The sequence below is a fragment of the Marinomonas vaga genome (assembly GCF_055388305.1).
Window position 1 is genome coordinate 82893 of record NZ_AP043903.1, and the last position, 19074, is coordinate 101966.

Consider the following 19074-nt stretch of genomic DNA (forward strand, 5'->3'; position numbering starts at 1 on the left):
ACAACTACCCTTTCTGGTGTCGGCTTATTTTTGCAACAACATCATTGTCTCTATGTGCGTTGTTTGAGGGAACATGTCCATCATACAAACCTTCTTCACATGAAATCCATTATCAACTAAATACTCGACATCCCTAGCGAGTGTTGATGGGTTGCAAGAAACGTACAAAATACTGTCCGGCTTTAATCGAACAAGCGTCGGTAAGAACTCAATCGCGCCAGCCCTTGGTGGATCAAGCAATACCTTAGTGATTTTAGCTTTTTTAATTTTATTTGGTGGGGGCTGGGTCAAATCCGCAGCAATAAACTCAATGTTTTCGAGTCCAGCTTGTTCAGCGTTTCGTCGGCCTTTCTCCACCATAGATTCCAGACCTTCCACTCCTATGACTTGTTTTACACGCTTGGCTAACGGCAGAGAAAAATTGCCCGAGCCGCTAAACAAGTCAAGTACAACGTCCTCTGATGCCAACTCAAGCCAATCAAGGGCTTGAGCCACCATCTGAGTATTAATCTTTTCATTTACCTGGATGAAGTCCTGGGGGTGAAAGTTCACCTTAACCCCGTCTATTTCATAATGGCGTTCAGGCTCTCCCACCAATCGATTATCTTCCACCGATTGCCAATAGAGGGTGATATTTTTTTGCTCAGCCCATGCATTGAAACCAGCTTTCTCCGCTTCACTTACATGTCGGGACTGACGTAACACCACCACGGTACCACCCGCATCTTGTAACAGCTCAACGTGCCCCATTTTGCCTGCCAAGTCTGTCTTTAAGAAATATTCCCTAAAACTTAGATAAGCTTCCTGAAGAGGTGCTACAAACACAGGACACTGTTCAATATCGACAATATCTTTGGATGCTTTGGAGCGAAAACCGAGACTCACTTTGCCCTGTTTTACAAAAACGGATAAACGAGCACGACGTCGGTAGCCAAATTCGTCTTTTTCAAGGCGAGAAATATCAGCCGGAAGGTCTATTTTTCTGAGATGGTTGCGCAACCAACCCACTTTTAAATCTCGTTGGCCGGAGGTAGAAAGGTGTTGCAACTGACATCCTCCACATTGTTCAAAATGCTGACAAAATGGTGTCTGCCGATCGGGGCTAGGGGTGATAATCTGAGTCAGTTGCGCATGATTCAAACTTCGCGTTTCTTTTATCACGCGAGCTTCCACTTGCTCTCCAAGGAGCGCATTAGCAACAAAGGTTACCTTGCCATTTTCACGGGCCACCCCTTCACCCTCATAGGACATATCTTCAATATCATAAAGGCGAATGGGGTTTGCAATGGATTTGACTGGAGTGGTTCTGGAGCGGCGAGGCGAGCGACTTTTCAAAACAATCTCTCTAATGGCAAGGAAATAGGCGAATCATACCCTATTGCGCTCCATTGACCTAGGCTGTAAGGCGAATCAACCTTAATCGTTGAACACACCTGTAGACAAATAACGATCACCACGATCACAAATGATGGCAACAATGACGGCATTCTCTAGGGTCTCTGACAGACGCAATGCGGCACTCACCGCACCACCAGAAGACACGCCACAGAAGATGCCCTCTTCTTTCGCCAAGCGACGCATGGTAATTTCTGCCTCTTCTTGATTGATGTCCATCACCTGATCCACTCTAGACTCATCAAAAATAGTTGGAAGATATTCCTTAGGCCAACGTCGAATACCAGGAATACTACTGCCCTCGGCAGGCTGCAAGCCAACGATCTGCACCTCAGAATTCTGCTCTTTAAGGTATTTAGATATGCCCATGATGGTGCCGGTTGTCCCCATAGAACTCACAAAATGGGTCACCGTACCTTGAGTTTGCTGCCAAATTTCAGGGCCAGTAGAGCTGTAATGGGCGGCCGGGTTATCGTCGTTACCAAATTGGTTCAACACTTTACCCTTGCCTTGTGCTTGCATTTCCAGCGCCAGATCTCGGGCACGTTCCATGCCTTCTTCTTTCGATACTAGATGCAAAACGGCTCCATAAGCGCTCATAGCGGATTTACGCTCCTGACTCATGTTATCCGGCATGATCAAGTGCATGGTGTAACCCTTTATTGCCGCTGCCATTGCTAGGGCAATTCCCGTGTTTCCACTGGTGGCTTCGATAAGGCTATCACCGGGCTGAATATCTCCACGACGCTCTGCTTGAGCAATCATATTTAGCGCGGGACGGTCTTTCACTGATCCCGCAGGATTCTGCCCTTCTAGCTTTAGCAAGATAGTATTACTAGAATTAGGGTTGATTCTTTGCAGTGCAACCACTGGCGTATTGCCAATAATAGCTTCAATTGTTGGATATTCGTTCATATTGCCCAAATATTAGAGATTCGTTTGAAAATAATGATTTACGCTTTGTAACCAGAACATATTAGAATGCAGATCAATTACGGAATACAATAAAAAGTCGTTATAAACTTAGTTCTATATCGCTGCATTAGGAGTGACAACTATGCGCACCTTACCTACTACACTCTGTTCTGTACTTGTTGTAGCCTCTTTATCAGGGTGCGACATGTTTGGTGGTCCTTCAGCCGACATCCCTGATGCGGAACTTAGAAGCAAATGGCGTGAATGCAAAACCATTAGCAACCCCTCCCGTACTAAGGTTCTCGCCTGTGAAAACTACGAGCGTGAATGTGATCGCCGTAGAAAGAAAGGTAACATAGCCTGTTACTAGGGTTATTGAAAGAAATAGGAATTTAAATGGGCTTCCCCTCGTCGTCGATCAAAACCTCGCTCTGGAAGACCCTTTTCCTGCCTATCTTTGCGCTTGCACTATTGTCAGCAGCGTATCTTTCCTACTCAGAAATCACGACTCAAATAACCCAATTTGAGCGCAACAACACTTATCTAGCAGAGCAATCAGCAAGCGCCAGTGGCTATGCTCTGCTTTTTAATGATCGCAACCTGCTGAACAACAACATCCAAAACCTACTACATCAACGTGATGTGATTGGCGTTAGCTATTACGACGCCAAAGGCGAGCTAATGGATAGCGTCGGTCGAATTCTCCCTCCGGAAAAACAACTCAGAGGTCTTTCCGAAAGCTATTACTTGGATGATCGAGCCATTTATCTTTCTATTGCACCAGTATTTTATACCGCCAGTAGTACAACTAATTTCGATAGCGCTCAAATTTTGGAACAAACTGACGAGCTATTCATCCAAGGAGCGGCAGGCTCTCCAAAAGATGATAACCGAGAATTGTTAGGCTGGGTTCAAGTCAACGCCACCACAGACGGCGTTAGGCTAACCATACTTAGTAAGATTGCATTCATCATGCTCTATACCATCGTTTTGCTGCTGCTTATGGCCTATTTGTGCCACAAATATATTCAACGCATTGCAAAACCTTGGGGAGACATGAGTAATACTATTCGTGATATTGCCAGTGGCCACTATGACAAAGCCCGCGAAGTAAAACTCCCCACCGAGCTACTACAAACCAAAACTGACCTTGAATACATTTCTGAGCGGCTGAATAACTATCGAGCGGAATTGGAAGAAGAAATCTCACAGACCACGAAAGAAGCCAGAGAACATGCGCTTCAGCTAGAAGAGAAAAGCGCCCAGTTGCACATCGCCAACAAAGAAGCCACCGAGTCCAACCGCCTAAAATCCCAGTTCCTCGCGAACATCTCCCATGAGGTACGTACCCCTCTTAACGCCATATTGGGATACACCAAATTACTGCAAAAGGATCAACTCAACCTTCATCAATTGACTTATGTGGACACCATCGCTCAATCCACTAACAACTTGCTTGCAACCATTGGCGATATTTTAGACTTTTCCAAAATAGAGGCCGGTAAGTTAGTACTTGAACCGAGTGACTTCAACTTACAAGAAATGATTGATGAAGTCTTTCACACCCTATCATCCACCTTGCTAAACGATGACAAGGCCATTGATTTAATCCCTTCTTATTCGGCGGACGTACCCGCTTGGGTAAAAGGCGACGCAATTCGCGTTCGACAAATTTTGACCAATCTCGTGGGTAATGCCATTAAGTTCACCCAAAACGGCTCCGTCCAAGTTGTGGTAAACCTTACCTCTAAAACCGAACACGCCATCGAAATCAGCCTCCAAGTTATCGACACTGGGCTCGGCATTCCCAGTAGCAAACTCAACCAACTCTTTAAACCTTTTTCACAGGTAGACCCAAGCCGCTCCCGTAACTTCTCAGGGACAGGATTAGGGTTAGTAATTACCAAAAAGCTGATTGAGCAGATGAACGGCACCATCCAAGTCAGCAGTGAGGAAGGCCGTGGCTCAAACTTCTATTTTAGCTTAACGTTTAAACCATCGGATAAAGCTGAAGCACCGTTACCAGCATTGCATAAGCACGTACTTATTCTGGAGCCCAATGCCAATTACAGAAAAGGTATCACTCACTTTTTAAGCAATATTGATGTGACCTACGACAGCACCAGCTCCATAGAAGAAATGATTGCCGTTCTTCATAGTAATCATGAGGACTACCATTGCGCCATACTGCATATTGAAAACAAACCAGTGATCGCCAATGAAGCAGCACAACTCATTGAGTACCTTCAATCACGCTTTAACACCCCCTGTGTTCTTATGATCAAGCCCTCCGCCCAAGTATCAGATCAATCACGCTTACACCATATTGCGAGCCAGGTACTACTCAAGCCCCTTAGCTATCGTAAGCTGCATCACGCCATTGCCAACGCAAGTCTGGTATCAGTAGAGCAGGAAATACTGTCACAAGCCTCTAATACCCCTACGACAGTGACTAAAGACAAAGAGAATGACACCATTGATGATCTGGCAGGCTTAAACCTACTGGCAGTGGATGACACCCCTATTAACCTACAATTATTGGGGCACTGGCTAGAGCCTTATAAGATCAACTTAAGCCTTGCCTATTCTGGTCAACAAGCCCTTGATAAGGCCCAAGAGACTCAATTTGATTTGATCTTAATGGATATTCAAATGCCCCAAATGGACGGCATGGAGACCAGTCAAAGACTGCGTGAAATAGAGTCCTACAAAGATACGCCCATCATTGCCCTAACAGCCCATGCCCTCGCCGAAGAGCAACAGTCCATGTTAGCCAGTGGCATGAATGCCTATTTGAGTAAACCCATCAATGAAGAGATTCTCGTATCCACCATTCGAGAGTGGTGCATTACTGAGCGCCGCCATAGCACCCAGGTAATTGATCATTTGGCTGATATTTTTGATATGGAGAAAGCCCTCTCCATGACGGGGAACCGAGTGGAAGCGGCTTCCGAGTTACTGGATATGTTGATGGAGTCACTCGTAGAAGATAAACGCTCCCTGCAACATCACTATGAGTCCGAAAATCTTGAAAAGCTGATCGCCACTGTCCATAGAATCCACGGTGCCAGCAAATACTCAGGCACAATAGAAATGACCCGCCACGCTAATTTCTTAGAAACCCATTTAAAAGAGCTTGGCTTTGATGAAGTGGAAGAAGTCTACGAAGACTTTTTGAATGCGATTACGAGATTAGAAAATGCACTGCCTTTAATCACTTGGCCTCAAGGGTCACAAAAGCCAGAGCATAACTCTGCTCATCCGACAAACTGAGATGCCAGTTTACTGGCTGCCCAAGGATTTCATCTAACTCTGAAGACACCTCAAGGTAAGGTTGGCCTGATGGCCGATTCAGCACAGAGAAATGTTGAAAACTGACCCCTGACCCAATGCCTGTTCCCATGGCTTTAACGGCAGCTTCTTTTGCAGCAAATCGTTTCGCCACATAAGCAGCAGCCTTGTCTTTATGACCAAAGGTATCGTAACGCTCTCGCTCTACTGGCGTCAGAATTCGGTTAACAAACTTATCTCCCAAACGCTCAATCGAAGCGGTGATTCGGGGGATTTCCACAATGTCTGTACCTACACCAATAATCATTTTATGGATTCCTCAAATCTAAACACAGGCACTTGCCACAATCTTTCCCCCGCAAACTCGGCTGCGGGCAACAAGTCTCGGGATTTCAACTCCCTCCCCCCCAAAGCAGCATCAAGCCAAGCTCGATGAAGTTCTTTAGCCATGGACAAGACACTCCGATTTGACCAAAGACCTGCCGTATATCCTTTGGCCGTCGCACCGTCCAAATATATCATGGGCCGCACTTTAGGCTGATCCCCCAGATACGGACGTAGACCGAACTTGCCATGAAACTGATACAACTGGGTAGATCGAAGCACCTCTCCTCGGGCGGTACAGGACAGGTTAATCCCCATTCCAAGCTCATCAAACAAGCCCACCTCAAAACGTCGCAAAAGAGGCGCGATAGGCACACCTTGCCTAAGATTGACGATCACCCACTGATAAAGGATAAACAAAGGTTCAACAGGCAGATTAGTGGGCACCAAACGTTCAAGTAACTCATGCAAATAAAAAGCGCTATACAGACCATTCCCCTGAAGACTGGCCGCACTCTCTAATGGCTCCACTGAACGGGCCGTCTTTAATTCTCCTCGACCACTTAGCTCAAGCTCATGCAATAAAAAAGACCCGGGGGTTACCCGAGCCTCTTTAGTATTTCGACGCCAAACCGCTCGAATCAAGCCCTGCTCTTGCGTCAGCACATCCAGTAAGACTTTATTGTCTTGAAATGGACGCGTATGAATCACATAGCCCTGAACTCGCACGATAAGCTAGTCTTCTTGGTAGCCTAAACTCGCCAAAGCACGCTCATCATCAGACCAACCGGAACGTACCTTGATCCATAGATTAAGCATGACTTTTTGCTGGAAGAGGTTTTCCATGTCGATACGAGCTTCTTTACCAATTAGCTTAATCTTGGAGCCTTTGTCACCAATGATGATACGCTTTTGGCCATCACGCTCTACCAGAATCAAAGCACTAATATGGATGGTTGCCCCTTCAAATACAAACTCTTCAATCTGTACCGCCACTTCATAGGGGACTTCTTGACCTAACTGGCGAGTGATCTTTTCACGAACGATCTCAGCCGCCAAGAAACGAGAGCTACGATTGGTAATTTGGTCATCAGGGTAATACTGAGTGCCTTCGGGAATGTAGCTTTCTACCAGATTCTCAAGACGATCAAGATTATTGTTACGTAACGCAGAAATCGGCACGATCTGCGCAAACTCCATCTTTTCAGACAGCATCATCATACGTGGCAGAAGTTCGTCTTTTTCTTCCAGCTTATCAATTTTATTGACCACTAAAATCACTGGGCAATCAACATATTGGAGCTTAGATAGCACCACATCATCTTCATCGGTCCAGCGTTCAGCATCAATCACAAACAGCACCAAATCAACGTCTTTTAACGCAGAAGATGCGGTACGGTTCATAAAACGGTTAATCGCCTTATCCTGACCTTTATGAAGCCCAGGGGTATCCACATAAATGGTTTGTATATGGCCTTTTGTTTGCACACCAAGAATTTGATCACGGGTCGTTTGCGGTTTACGCGAGGTGATCGAAAGCTTTTGCCCTAACACATGGTTCATCAGGGTGGATTTACCAACGTTTGGACGCCCCACAATGGCAACAAAGCCGCAGTGAGTAATGTCTTGTAATTCTTCTTCGTGCATTTATTTCTTTTCCAATTGTTTCAATGCTTTGGACGCAGCATTTTGCTCAGCGATACGACGACTACTGCCTTTGCCCTCTATAGGCGATTCAAACAACTCAATTTGGCAATGGACAAAGAATGTCTGGTCATGAGGCTCACCTACAATATCCACCACATCGTACTGTGGCAGAGCATGCTTGCGAGCTTGCAAGAATTCCTGCAGACGTGTTTTCGCATCTTTTGTCACAACCTTTAAAGAGGTGGCGTTAAGACGCTCTTTGTACCATTCCAAAATGTGCTGACGGCAGACATCCATACCTGCATCTAAATAGATAGCGCCAATGATGCCTTCTACTGCATCCGCAAGGATAGAGTCTCGGCGAAAACCGCCGCTTTTCAACTCACCCGCTCCCAGTTTAAGGCAATCCCCTAGCTGGAACTCTCGAGCCAATTCCGCCAAGGTATCTCCCTTCACCAAAGAAGCCCGTAAGCGGCTTAACTCGCCTTCCTTTGCTTTAGGAAAGCGATGAAACAAATCCTCAGCAATCACATAATTTAGAATCGAGTCACCTAGGAATTCTAGGCGCTCATTATTCTTGCCGCCATAACTGCGGTGGGTCAGAGCCAGCTCTAGCAAACCAAGATCTGCAAAAAAGTACCCTATTCGGCGACTCAATTTTTCATAAAGAGAGTTCAAAATGTCTCCAATAACAACTATTCAATTAAACCATTATTCTTAAAGCTTGGAAGGCTAAAAAACTCATTCCAATGCAACCAAACATAAAATGCTCGGCCTTTTAGATTTTCTTCTGGTACAAAGCCCCATACTCGGCTGTCGGCGCTATTATCTCGGTTATCACCCAAGACAAAATAATGACCTTCAGGCACCACCCAATCCCCTTCTAAAGGATTACGGCGAAAACTCTTGTAGACCTGATGATCCACGCCCTCTAGATGCTCTTCATAAAGACGCACAGGCTCTCGGTTAGGATTTAGAGACACGGGCAATTCTGCTAATAAGCTTTCATCCACCAGCTTACCGTTCACCATCAAACGCTTGTTGTGGTAGCTGATCACATCCCCAGGCAGGCCGATCATACGTTTAATATAGTTTAAGCTTGGGTCTTCAGGGTACTTAAACACCACCACATCGCCGCGCTTAGGCTCAGTTGTTGGGATCAATGTCGTATTGAGTACAGGCAGTCGAACCCCGTAATCAAATTTGTTCACCACAATAAAATCGCCGATCTTCAACGTTGGCAGCATTGAACCAGAAGGAATCTGAAAAGGTTCGATCACAAACGAACGCAGACCAAAAATTACCGCGATGATCACAAAGTAAGATTTTACCTCCGACAACCATTTCGGTGTCTCGGCAAGATGCTGCTTTGTGTTTTTATCTAACTGAGATAAGGCTTCCGGTGCCATTTCAGCCATTACTGCTTTACGTTTAGGGGCATACACGATGCGGTCGTATATCCAAGCAGCCGCCGTTACAATAAAGGCAATGGCTAAAATCAACTCAAAATCCATACTACTTCTCCAAGCAAAAGAGCCGCACTAAATGCGGCTCTGGTTGATTCCGTCTTAACTGTCTACTTTCAGCACCGCCAAGAATGCAGATTGCGGAACCTCAACGTTCCCCACTTGCTTCATCCGCTTCTTACCTTCTTTTTGCTTCTGGAGCAGCTTCTTCTTACGGCTCACGTCACCACCATAACACTTCGCGGTTACGTTCTTACGCAATGCTTTTACCGTCGTTCGAGCAATGACTTTAGCGCCTACAGCCCCCTGAATCGCCACGTCAAACATTTGGCGTGGGATCAAGTCTTTCATCTTTTCACACAGGGCGCGGCCTTTATGTAAAACATTGTCCCGGTGCATGATCAGAGCCAAAGCATCCACGCGATCACCGTTGATCAAGATGTCCAAACGCACTAACGGAGCGGGTTCGAAATGCGTAAACGCATAATCTAAAGACGCAAACCCACGGCTACAGGATTTCAATCGGTCAAAGAAGTCCAGCACCACTTCGTTCATCGGCAAATGGTAACGTAACTGCACTTGGTTACCCACGTACAGCATGTCCTTTTGAATACCACGCTTTTCAACACACAAAGAAATAACGTTACCCAAGTACTCCTGAGGCACCAAGATGTTAGCTTCTACAATCGGTTCGCGCATCTCGCGAATAGTCCCTAAATCAGGCATTTTAGACGGGCTATCTACATTGATAACTTCACCTGAGTTTAGTTCCACCTCATATACTACGGTTGGTGCCGTTGTAATCAGGTCCAAATCGTATTCACGCTCTAGTCGCTCTTGAATGATTTCCATGTGCAGCATGCCCAAGAAACCACAACGGAAGCCAAAGCCTAATGCGTCGGAGGATTCTGGCTCGAAGAACAAGGACGCATCGTTTAACGTTAATTTATCTAACGCTTCACGGAAATCTTCATAGTCATCAGAGCTAACCGGGAAAAGACCTGCGTACACCTGGGGTTTCACTTTTTGGAAACCTGATAACTGGGCGACGTCTTGGGAGTGAATATGAGTGATCGTATCACCCACTGGCGCACCATGGATGTCCTTGATGCCTGCGATCACATAACCCACTTCGCCCGCTTTCAAAATGCCCGTTTCTTTACGTTTTGGCGTAAAGATACCGACGTTATCCACTGGGTAGCTTTGCTTGGTAGACTTGATAAAGATCTTGTCTTTCTTCTTCAGGGTGCCTTGTTTAATACGTACAAGAGACACAACCCCTAGGTAGTTATCAAACCAAGAGTCGATGATCAACGCCTGCAGAGGTGCTTCTGTATCACCCTCCGGTGGTGGAATGGTGGCAACCAAACGCTCCAGTACATCGTCTACGCCAACACCTGTTTTCGCAGAACAGGTTACGGCGCCCACAGCATCGATACCGATGATCTCTTCGATCTCAGCGGACACCCGCTCAGGCTCAGCTTGAGGTAGATCGATCTTATTCAACACAGGCATGACTTCGAGGCCTTGCTCGATGGCGGTGTAACAGTTCGCCACAGATTGAGCTTCAACGCCCTGAGCTGCGTCCACTACTAGCAAAGCCCCTTCACAGGCCGCTAAAGAACGGGATACTTCGTATGAAAAGTCCACGTGCCCAGGAGTATCGATAAAGTTCAACTGGTAGGTGTTGCCATCCTGTGCATGGTAATCCAAGGTCACACTTTGAGCTTTGATGGTAATACCGCGCTCACGCTCGATATCCATAGAATCAAGAACTTGAGCAGCCATTTCGCGCTCACTTAGTCCTTCACACTTCTGAATGAAGCGGTCAGCCAACGTCGACTTACCGTGGTCGATGTGGGCAATAATAGAGAAATTTCGGATGTGCTTTAAATTATTTGACACTTTACACTCACACTTAAAAAGCGATTTCTATAAGAGTACCTGTTGATAAGTCAGCTAGTTCGGCACAGCCAAAGCCCCGTGGAGTGAATGACACCCACTGAGTTTTCAATAAATGACTTATAAACAGGTTCTCAGGACAAAATATGGCGCGCATTCTACCGAAAATCATGGATACACTCCATTTATTTCAGCAGAATCACACCATTTGTTCATTTCGTTACGGTAAAACAATGCCACGCTGTTTTAAAACTCGCTCAACCGTATCAACCGTTGCCTGAGTGTGGGAATCAATCTCTAGATTTACCTTTGAACCCACTTCCAATTGACCAAATGTCGTCAAACGTAAGGTCTCTGGAATCAGTGACACTTCAATCCAATCATCACCAATATCGCTAATCGTTAAGCTTGCCCCATTCAAGCCCACATAGCCTTTATCAAACAAATAACGGCGAGCATCAATCTCATCATTAGCCACCTGAAAGCGAATATGAAAACTCTCACCAATTTGCTCAAGCTTGCTGACTGTCACAGTTGTCATAATGTGACCAGACATAACGTGACCACCGACTTCGTCACCCATTTTGGCAGCACGCTCGAAATTCACGATGGAGCCGCCTTCCAGTAGGCCGATATTAGTTAGATTTAGGGTGGTATCAATGACATCAAAAGCCAAGGTTTCTGCATCCATCTCTGCAACCGTTAAACAAACCCCATTGATTGCAACACTGGCTCCCAGTTGCTGGTCGTGCATCACACCCTGAGGAAATGCAACTTTTAAACGTCGATTACGGCCCTGTGGTTGACAGGACGCAACTTCCGCCATACCTTGAACGATACCCGTAAACATAAATAGATCCTCTTATTGAAATATTATTAAGCTTGGTTATAAAACCAGCGACTTAGAGGTGACTGAAGATTTTATATACTAAACCGACTCAAGCCCACTATGACAGGGCTTTGAGGGAGTTATTACGGCATCTCTACAACAGTTATCCACAAGCGAAGTGGATAATACCCCGTCACAAATTTTGATGATGTGATTCTTAATGCGTCTATTCTACCGACTTTTCAAGTCCACTCTGACTCTTTACTTGGTGCTTGCAACCGCCTCGGTTTTAGCCAGCACCTATCAACCTTTCTTATGGAAAGTGCAATATCAGCGAGCCACCGTCTATCTTGCTGGGTCGATTCACGCTCTAACAGAAGATTTTTATCCTCTCCCGACTGCCTATGAATCCGCCTTTAATGAGTCCGACCGGCTAGCAGTTGAATTAGACCCGCAAGCTTTAGACCCTTATCGGTCCGCCCAGATAGTACGCCAAAAAATGTGGCTCCCTGAGGGTGTGACCCTAGAAAGGTTCTTATCAGACGCACATCTAAAGCAACTCAAAGAGCTGGCCAAACACAATGGCTCTAGTTATGAGCAGATGCTCAAACTACGCCCATGGATGTTGGTAGAACAGCTCACTCAAGCACAGCTTGCACAAGGAGACTACCAGGCAGATTTAGGAGTAGACCTTCACTTTCTAACGCTAGCAAAAGAAAAAGGCCTGCCAATCCTTGAGCTAGAGACCCTTAGCCAACAAATCAACGCCATTGCAGATGCGCCATTTCAAGCCCAGCTTGCCATGTTGGAAACCAGTCTAGATCAATATGAAGATCAAGATTACATGGGCGAAATGGTAGAATATTGGCGGACCGCAAAGCCAGACGAACTTTATCAATTCGTTTATGAGGACGTCCTTACAACTCCTGCTTTGAAGCCCATGATGGAAGCGTTATTAGACAAGCGTAATCGCCATATGGCGGATATTATTGGCTTATACCTAAGCCAAGCTCCCTCCCGTCCTTTAACCACATTTGTGGTGGTAGGCGCCCTACACTTAAGTGGCCCTAACAGTGTGATCAAACTATTAGAGCAAAAAGGTTACTATGTTGAGCCTCTGTTCACGGCCCAGTGACATCAAAAAAGCCTCTTTGTGAGAGGCTTCATGAGACATAAGCAAACATCCAAAAAGGATTATTTGAGACGATCGATCATCTCTTGGGTCACTAATACGATACCGTCTTCATTACGATAGAAACGCTCCGCATCGGCTACCGGGTCTTCACCAATAATGGTATTTGGCGGAATTTGAGTATCCGAATCCACCACCACATTTGTTAGCTGGCAATGACGTCCGATATCACATCGAGGTAGCACCACAGACTTTTTTACATGGGAATAAGAATTAACACGAACGTTATTAAACAAAATAGATTGCTCGACAGTGGAGCCAGATACAATACATCCTGCAGAGACCACTGAGTTAAGAGCAGTCCCGATACGCTCTTCATAATTGTAGTTAAACTTTGCCGCTGGACGTTGATAATGAGTCGTTCGAATTGGCCAAGACTCATCGTATAAATCAAGCTCAGGCACCAACTTGGTTAAATCCATGTTCGATTCCCAATAGGCCGTCAAAGTACCTACATCCCGCCAATAAGGTTTACCAGGGTAACTGTCGTTGGGAATACAACTGCGACTAAAGTGATGGGCCTTAATTCGTGAGCTACCAACAAACAAAGGAATCAAATCTTTACCAAAATCGTGACTGGACTGATTATCTTTAGAGTCATTATTTAGTTTGTCACGGAGAAACTTGGTACTAAAAATATAAATCCCCATACTGGCTAAAGAAACATTTGGATTGCCTGGCATGGTGGGCGGATTTTTTGGCTTTTCTTCAAAAGCGATAATATTATCGTCTTCATCAACATGCATTATGCCGAATTGATCCGCTTCTTTAACGGGCACTTCAATACAAGCAACTGTGACATCAGCCCCATTCTCAATGTGTTCTTGCAACATAACACTGTAGTCTTGACGATACACATGATCCCCAGCAAGAATTAATATGTACTCGCTGTTTAACTCATTAATCATCTTTAGGTTTTGATAAACCGCATCGGCCGTTCCGCGATACCAGTCTTCACCGGTTTGCTGCTGAGCAGGCCAAAGCTCAATAAACTCATTAAAGTCGGAACGCAAAAAGTTCCAACCTCTTTGTACATGCTGGTTCAAAGTATGGGAGCGATATTGAGTAAGTACCGCTATTTTTCTCATACCTGAGTTAATACAATTTGAAAGAGGAAAGTCGATAATTTTATATTTGCCAGCAATGGGCACTGCAGGCTTGGAACGGTGATCAGTGAGCTGTTTTAGACGGGACCCTCGACCTCCTGCCAGGATTAACGAGAGTGTATTCATTCGAGCGGTATTCAAATCCATATCTTACCCTTATTTTTATCCAAGCCTAACATTACATTAGCGTGTTATTAGGTATACTCTGGTCATATTAGTAAATCAACATGAAAAGGGAATTATGAAAGTCCTCTTTGCCGCATCTGAGATTCACCCTCTCATAAAAACTGGCGGGCTTGCAGATGTTGCAGGCTCTCTCCCTATCGCCCTGAAAAAACAAGGCATTGACATTAAACTCATTATGCCTGCCTATTCAGGCATATTAGACAAGGTCAAACCGATAAAAAGAGAAACCAACCTTGGTAATCCTTTCAATACGGGCGACCTTATACTATTAGAGTCTAGCTTACCTAACTCTGACGTTCCTATTTATCTTGTGCAATGCCAAAGTTTATTCGAACGTGACGCAGGTCCCTATTTAGACAGTTATGGCTATGACTATCCTGATAATCATATTCGATTCGCAGCTTTTTCTTGGGTCTGCGCATTTCTTGCCCAGCATGGGCAGCTACTAGGATGGAAGCCTGACTTACTGCATTTGAATGATTGGCAGACCGGCTTTGCCGCAGCCTATCTTAAAGCTTGGAAAACTCAACATCCGCCGATTATTACAACCGTACATAATCTACGTTACAACGGAAGCTTTCCATTGGAACGATTCCCAGACGTGCGCTTGTCAAACGATCTACTCAACATGCACGGTATGGAGTTTTACGGTCAATTCTCGGCATTAAAGGCTGGCTTGGTGTTCGCCGACGCCATCACCACAGTGAGTCCAACCTATGCTAAGGAAATCCTAACGCCAGAATACGGTGATGGACTAGACGGCACTCTCAGCGCTATAAGTCATAAGCTTACCGGCATTCTCAATGGTGTGGATTATGATGAATGGTCGCCAGAAGTGGACCCTCACATTGATACCCAATACAGCATCGACAGCATTGACAAAAAGCTGGCGAACAAATTAGCCCTACAGCGAGAAAACAACTTACCAGAAAAGCCCGAGGTGCCTGTCTTTGGCGTGGTCAGCCGTTTAACAGAACAAAAGGGGCTCGACCTGATTCCAATCGCCATGGAAACAGCCTTGAAGCAAGGTGCTATGTTGATTCTATTAGGATCAGGAGACGCAACATTGGAAGCCCAATACCTTGCTTTGCAAGAACGCTATCCTCAGCAGGTGGCAGTTCGTATTGGTTATGACGAAGCATACTCCCACAGACTTCAGGCTGGCGTTGACATTCTTTTGATTCCGTCCCGCTTCGAACCCTGTGGTCTGACTCAATTGTACGCTTTGAAATATGGAACACTGCCCTTAGTTCGTAAAACGGGGGGTCTAGCGGACACCATTTTTGAAGTCGGCAATAAGGCCAACGGATTCGTATTTGAAAATGCGTCCATTAAGGATTTAACGGATGCCATACAGCGCTCGTTAGCAGCGTTTGCCAATTTAGGCACTTGGCGAGAACTCCAGCATAACGCTATGGGACAAGATCATAGTTGGAAGCGAGTAACAGGAGAGTGGATCTCCCTTTACAAGAAGCTCTTGAGCAACGCTTAAATCATAGACTCTGCAATCATAGAGAATTGCAGAGTCTCTCCTCTCATCTAACGCTTAGTATTAGCCCAGTCCATCATGCCATTTAACATGGCTTGCTGTGGTGCGCCATCTTCCACCAGTTCGGATAAAGCGGTTGCAAGAATGGTTTTAAAGGCTTCCGTGTTACATGGGGACTGTTTGGAAATAGCTAAAAACAGTCCTTCACTACTGATGGCAGGCTCCATTGCCACAACCTTTTCAGCAAGACCTAGATGGTCCGCATAAGCGGCTCCTGGACCTCGCTCATAGAGAACATAGTCAGCCCGACCAGCAATTAACATATTAAACGCTTGATCGAGACTGGCGACTTTTAACAAATTAAGATTATCTCGGGCGTACTCATCAAATGTTTGACCAAAGCTGTTGTTGATCACAGTGACGCCCCAACGACCCACTAAATCCTCCCGCTGATGGTAGGGAAACTTATGATCATTAGCCTGCCACACCACACTCTTAGTAAACAGCATAGCTGGCGAAAAGTACTCCATGTAATCCGCCCGTTCGGAGGTGTAAAAGGCCCCCGCCATTAAATCGACTCGACCACTGCGCACTTCTTGCTGGGATCTAGACCAAGGCCCCACATACTTCATGCTTATCGGTACATGTATTTTTTCAGAAAGTCGTTGTAGCAGATGAGAAACCGCCCCCTCTAGATGATGTCCTGACTCACTCTGCCACAAGAATGGCGGGTATTCAGGATTACCTGTGGCGGTTAGCGACATGCATTCAGAGGGTTGAGCGAAGGCCTTGCCACCCATAGACATGAGCAACAAAGTTGTTAAACCAATGAGATTTTTCGTAATTCTAGGTGCGGTTGCTTTTCGACGTATCATAAATCATTTTTTAGGATGTTAGATGGAACATACATTGCCCAGAACTCTCATCCATTTGAGTCGACTAAAGCTTACTTACACTTATAAAGCCATAAATAACAACTAATTACAAACATTTGAGTGACTTTGTCCACTAGTTAAAATGGCCACAAGCATGAAGTCGATGAACGAGGCTCAGTGCCCAAGACAAAGGGCAATTCCACCTTGTCATCGCAGCGCTCCGCCGCTAACTCAAATTCATCTTGGCTCACTTGGAAATATCGAGCGCCCTCTGGTAACTCTCTAGACAATGAGCCCTGGGGCAAACGCTTAGTAAAATCTATCCATACTTTCTGTGCGCCTGAGCTCCCCGTTATCTTCATCGGAGTGTTGTCATCCATACCCAACCAAACGGTCGATAAATAGTCATCGCTAATAGCTAGGAACCAGCTATCCCTCTGATCATTTGTCGTACCGGTTTTGGCTGCAAAGCGCATAGCTGGAAAGGTCGCTTGGGCTGCCCTTGCCGTACCAATTTCTGGCACTTTTGTCATGCCAGCCAAGGTGACACCCAAGGCTTCTTCGGTAAAGGGCACATCCGTTTTACGATCAAAACGCTTCAACACCTTACCACCTTGGTCCATCACAGATAGCACTACACCTAACTCACTGCTTGCTCCGACAGAAGCGACTGGCTGGTACAAGCGCGCCACTTCAAAAGGAGATAGCTCAAGGGAACCTAAGGCAACAGAGGGATACATGGTAAACGGACGCTTCACACCGAGCTGTCGCAGGGTATCACCTATACGATCAAAGCCTAACTGATTTGCAAGATCGATAGTGGCCAGGTTATAGGACTTCGACATAGCCACATACAAGGGCACTTCCCCATGGGTGGTGCGACTATAGTTCTGTGGTGCCCACACTTGATTGCCGATCTTAAATTGCTGCGGTTCGTCTTGTACTCTGTCCCACCAGGTATAACGGCCTGAAGAAATAGCCGCTAAGTAAATAGCAGGCTTCACCAAGGACCCTATTGGCCTAACAGCAGCCAGTGTGCGGTTAAAACCGCTGTAGTATTCATCAGAAGAACCAACAATAGCCCGCACTTGTCCCGTACGTCTGTCGGTCACCACCATGGCGCCCTGTAAATCTTTAAGGGATTTATCTGCCCGAGCCAGAGCGTCCACCTGACTATGCATGGCATCTATGGCCGCTTTTTGCGCTCGCACATCAAGGCCCGTGTAGATTCTGAGGTTTTCTGTTGCTAACCGAGTGGGATCAAAATCCCGCTCAAGCTGCATCGACACTAAGTCAAGGTAGTCACCAAAAATGGAGCGGCGTTTTCCTTTGGTCGCCAGACGTAATGGTTGTTTCTGAAGGACATTGGCATTCTCTCGAGTCAGTCGATTCTGGTCCACCAGAATATCAAGCACCACATTACGTCGTTCCTTAGCACGCTCAGGATTACGACGGGGGTTGTAAAGGGATGGCCCCTTCACCATTCCCACCAATAACGCCAGTTCATCAATATTTAGCTCATTAAGCGGGCGTGAAAAAAAGTACTGACTCGCCGCGGCAAAACCATGGAGAGCACTGCTCCCCTCCTGAGCCAAATACACCTCGTTCACATAAGCGGTAATTATCTCTTCTTTGCTGTAATGATATTCCAAAGATAACGACATGATGACTTCCGTCAGTTTACGGGTGTAGGTCCGTTCTGACGACAAATACATATTTTTAACCAACTGCTGGGTAAGAGTGGATCCCCCTTGACGACGCGCCCCAGAGGACAAGTTAACAAACGCAGCCCGCGCAATACCGGTAAAAGAAATACCAATATGATTAAAGAACTCCCTATCCTCAGTGGCCGTTAAGATCTCAATCAAATTTTTCGGAATTTGCTCATAGGTTAGGATATCGCGACTTTCCGTGTTGCCATTGTATAAATAGCCAATTTTCTGTGGCTCCAATACCGCTGTGGCATGACGCTTTCCGGTTAAATCTGTAATTTGAAGTCTGCCGCCTTCAAATGCAAAGATGCGACGCGCTTCTGAATGATAGCCAGTATGATCCGTGTAAGGACGTAGATGGGCACTGACCTTCGTTGCACTGCGAGCTGCCCAACCAACCTTCTGACTATTGCGACCAAAACGATAGCCCACGGCCGCTAGCAAGGACTCTAAATCCTCTTTGCGCCAGGGTGCACCATCTCGCAAAATCGTGGGCGCACTATAGACTTCGGCCGGCACTTGCCACTTTTGGCCTTCAAATAAAGCCACCACCTGACGGTCCAGCCACCAAACCCAAATGGCAAAGGGGATACTGCCAATCAGACCAAGTAAGATTAGCCATTTAAACACTCGACGCAGAAAGGAGCGCTGTTGCTTTCTTTTAGGTGAAGAGGAGCCTTTCTTGCTTGATTTAGAGCGTCGAACGGGAGTTTTTTTAGAGGTAGGTGCAGTTTTCTTAGTCATG

16 protein-coding genes are annotated in these 19074 nt (G+C 45.9%); 4 read left to right on the forward strand and 12 right to left on the reverse strand.

The features are described from left to right. Positions 1-24 precede the first annotated feature (24 nt). Positions 25-1335 (reverse strand): 23S rRNA (uracil(1939)-C(5))-methyltransferase RlmD, encoded by a 1311-nt coding sequence (rlmD, locus tag ACZ5DR_RS00410; RefSeq protein WP_377364990.1) that lies wholly within the window; start codon positions 1333-1335, stop codon positions 25-27. A gap of 81 nt (positions 1336-1416) precedes the next feature. Beyond that, on the reverse strand, positions 1417-2310 hold the full coding sequence (gene cysM, locus ACZ5DR_RS00415; RefSeq protein ID WP_377364987.1) for a cysteine synthase CysM: 894 nt from the start codon (positions 2308-2310) through the stop codon (positions 1417-1419). 142 nt (positions 2311-2452) lie between these two features. On the opposite strand from cysM, the gene ACZ5DR_RS00420 reads away from it, so the two are divergent. Together ACZ5DR_RS00420 and ACZ5DR_RS00425 are read left to right on the forward strand one after the other, a co-directional pair. Beyond that, complete coding sequence (locus ACZ5DR_RS00420) at positions 2453-2680, forward strand: hypothetical protein (protein WP_377364985.1); 228 nt, start codon at positions 2453-2455, stop codon at positions 2678-2680. Between the two features lie 26 nt (positions 2681-2706). Beyond that, positions 2707-5583 carry a response regulator gene (locus ACZ5DR_RS00425; protein WP_377364983.1) on the forward strand — a complete coding sequence of 959 codons (2877 nt, stop codon included), beginning with the start codon at positions 2707-2709 and terminating at the stop codon, positions 5581-5583. Here ACZ5DR_RS00425 and acpS read toward each other — a convergent pair. The 7 genes from acpS to ACZ5DR_RS00460 all read right to left on the reverse strand — a co-directional run bounded on the left by acpS (position 5525) and on the right by ACZ5DR_RS00460 (position 11790). After that, on the reverse strand, positions 5525-5908 hold the full coding sequence (gene acpS / locus ACZ5DR_RS00430; RefSeq protein ID WP_377364981.1) for a holo-ACP synthase: 384 nt from the start codon (positions 5906-5908) through the stop codon (positions 5525-5527). The genes ACZ5DR_RS00425 and acpS overlap by 59 nt on opposite strands. Next, positions 5905-6654, reverse strand: coding sequence for a DNA repair protein RecO (gene recO, locus ACZ5DR_RS00435; RefSeq protein WP_377364979.1), 750 nt, complete (start codon positions 6652-6654; stop codon positions 5905-5907). The genes acpS and recO overlap by 4 nt, the downstream gene beginning before the upstream one ends. A gap of 6 nt (positions 6655-6660) precedes the next feature. Next, the gene (gene era, locus ACZ5DR_RS00440; RefSeq protein WP_377364977.1) at positions 6661-7572 is read right to left on the reverse strand and encodes a GTPase Era; all 912 of its coding nucleotides are present in this window, start codon (positions 7570-7572) and stop codon (positions 6661-6663) included. Next, positions 7573-8250 (reverse strand): ribonuclease III, encoded by a 678-nt coding sequence (rnc, locus tag ACZ5DR_RS00445; protein WP_464543840.1) that lies wholly within the window; start codon positions 8248-8250, stop codon positions 7573-7575. Between the two features lie 17 nt (positions 8251-8267). Continuing rightward, entirely contained in the window at positions 8268-9086 is an 819-nt protein-coding gene (gene lepB / locus ACZ5DR_RS00450) for a signal peptidase I (protein ID WP_377364975.1), read from the reverse strand. A gap of 54 nt (positions 9087-9140) precedes the next feature. Next, positions 9141-10943 carry a translation elongation factor 4 gene (gene lepA, locus ACZ5DR_RS00455; protein ID WP_377364973.1) on the reverse strand — a complete coding sequence of 601 codons (1803 nt, stop codon included), beginning with the start codon at positions 10941-10943 and terminating at the stop codon, positions 9141-9143. A gap of 217 nt (positions 10944-11160) precedes the next feature. Then, complete coding sequence (locus ACZ5DR_RS00460) at positions 11161-11790, reverse strand: riboflavin synthase subunit alpha (protein WP_377364971.1); 630 nt, start codon at positions 11788-11790, stop codon at positions 11161-11163. A 199-nt stretch (positions 11791-11989) separates the two neighbouring features. Here ACZ5DR_RS00460 and ACZ5DR_RS00465 point away from each other — a divergent pair, with 199 nt between their 5' ends. Next, the gene (locus ACZ5DR_RS00465) at positions 11990-12904 is read left to right on the forward strand and encodes a TraB/GumN family protein (RefSeq protein ID WP_377364969.1); all 915 of its coding nucleotides are present in this window, start codon (positions 11990-11992) and stop codon (positions 12902-12904) included. 59 nt (positions 12905-12963) lie between these two features. On the opposite strand, the gene glgC is transcribed toward ACZ5DR_RS00465, so the two are convergent. After that, positions 12964-14214 (reverse strand): glucose-1-phosphate adenylyltransferase, encoded by a 1251-nt coding sequence (glgC, locus tag ACZ5DR_RS00470; RefSeq protein ID WP_377364967.1) that lies wholly within the window; start codon positions 14212-14214, stop codon positions 12964-12966. A gap of 94 nt (positions 14215-14308) precedes the next feature. On the opposite strand from glgC, the gene glgA reads away from it, so the two are divergent. Further along, on the forward strand, positions 14309-15745 hold the full coding sequence (glgA, locus tag ACZ5DR_RS00475) for a glycogen synthase GlgA (RefSeq protein WP_377364965.1): 1437 nt from the start codon (positions 14309-14311) through the stop codon (positions 15743-15745). 47 nt (positions 15746-15792) lie between these two features. Here the strand turns inward: glgA and ACZ5DR_RS00480 are convergent, their stop codons facing one another. Both ACZ5DR_RS00480 and ACZ5DR_RS00485 read right to left on the reverse strand, forming a co-directional pair. After that, positions 15793-16617, reverse strand: coding sequence for a substrate-binding periplasmic protein (locus tag ACZ5DR_RS00480; RefSeq protein ID WP_377364963.1), 825 nt, complete (start codon positions 16615-16617; stop codon positions 15793-15795). A gap of 137 nt (positions 16618-16754) precedes the next feature. Further along, entirely contained in the window at positions 16755-19073 is a 2319-nt protein-coding gene (locus tag ACZ5DR_RS00485; protein ID WP_377364961.1) for a transglycosylase domain-containing protein, read from the reverse strand. Between the last annotated feature and the right edge of the window lies 1 nt (position 19074).

What these genes read in the sequence shown, in the direction of transcription:
- cysM (WP_377364987.1), bottom strand. Translation starts at nt 2,310, where the DNA reads ATGAACGAATATCCAACAATTGAAGCTATTATTGGCAATACGCCAGTG.
- ACZ5DR_RS00420 (WP_377364985.1), top strand. Translation starts at nt 2,453, where the DNA reads ATGCGCACCTTACCTACTACACTCTGTTCTGTACTTGTTGTAGCCTCT.
- ACZ5DR_RS00425 (WP_377364983.1), top strand. Translation starts at nt 2,707, where the DNA reads ATGGGCTTCCCCTCGTCGTCGATCAAAACCTCGCTCTGGAAGACCCTT.
- acpS (WP_377364981.1), bottom strand. Translation starts at nt 5,908, where the DNA reads ATGATTATTGGTGTAGGTACAGACATTGTGGAAATCCCCCGAATCACC.
- era (WP_377364977.1), bottom strand. Translation starts at nt 7,572, where the DNA reads ATGCACGAAGAAGAATTACAAGACATTACTCACTGCGGCTTTGTTGCC.
- lepB (WP_377364975.1), bottom strand. Translation starts at nt 9,086, where the DNA reads ATGGATTTTGAGTTGATTTTAGCCATTGCCTTTATTGTAACGGCGGCT.
- ACZ5DR_RS00460 (WP_377364971.1), bottom strand. Translation starts at nt 11,790, where the DNA reads ATGTTTACGGGTATCGTTCAAGGTATGGCGGAAGTTGCGTCCTGTCAA.
- ACZ5DR_RS00465 (WP_377364969.1), top strand. Translation starts at nt 11,990, where the DNA reads ATGCGTCTATTCTACCGACTTTTCAAGTCCACTCTGACTCTTTACTTG.
- glgC (WP_377364967.1), bottom strand. Translation starts at nt 14,214, where the DNA reads ATGGATTTGAATACCGCTCGAATGAATACACTCTCGTTAATCCTGGCA.
- glgA (WP_377364965.1), top strand. Translation starts at nt 14,309, where the DNA reads ATGAAAGTCCTCTTTGCCGCATCTGAGATTCACCCTCTCATAAAAACT.
- ACZ5DR_RS00480 (WP_377364963.1), bottom strand. Translation starts at nt 16,617, where the DNA reads ATGATACGTCGAAAAGCAACCGCACCTAGAATTACGAAAAATCTCATT.
- ACZ5DR_RS00485 (WP_377364961.1), bottom strand. Translation starts at nt 19,073, where the DNA reads ATGACTAAGAAAACTGCACCTACCTCTAAAAAAACTCCCGTTCGACGC.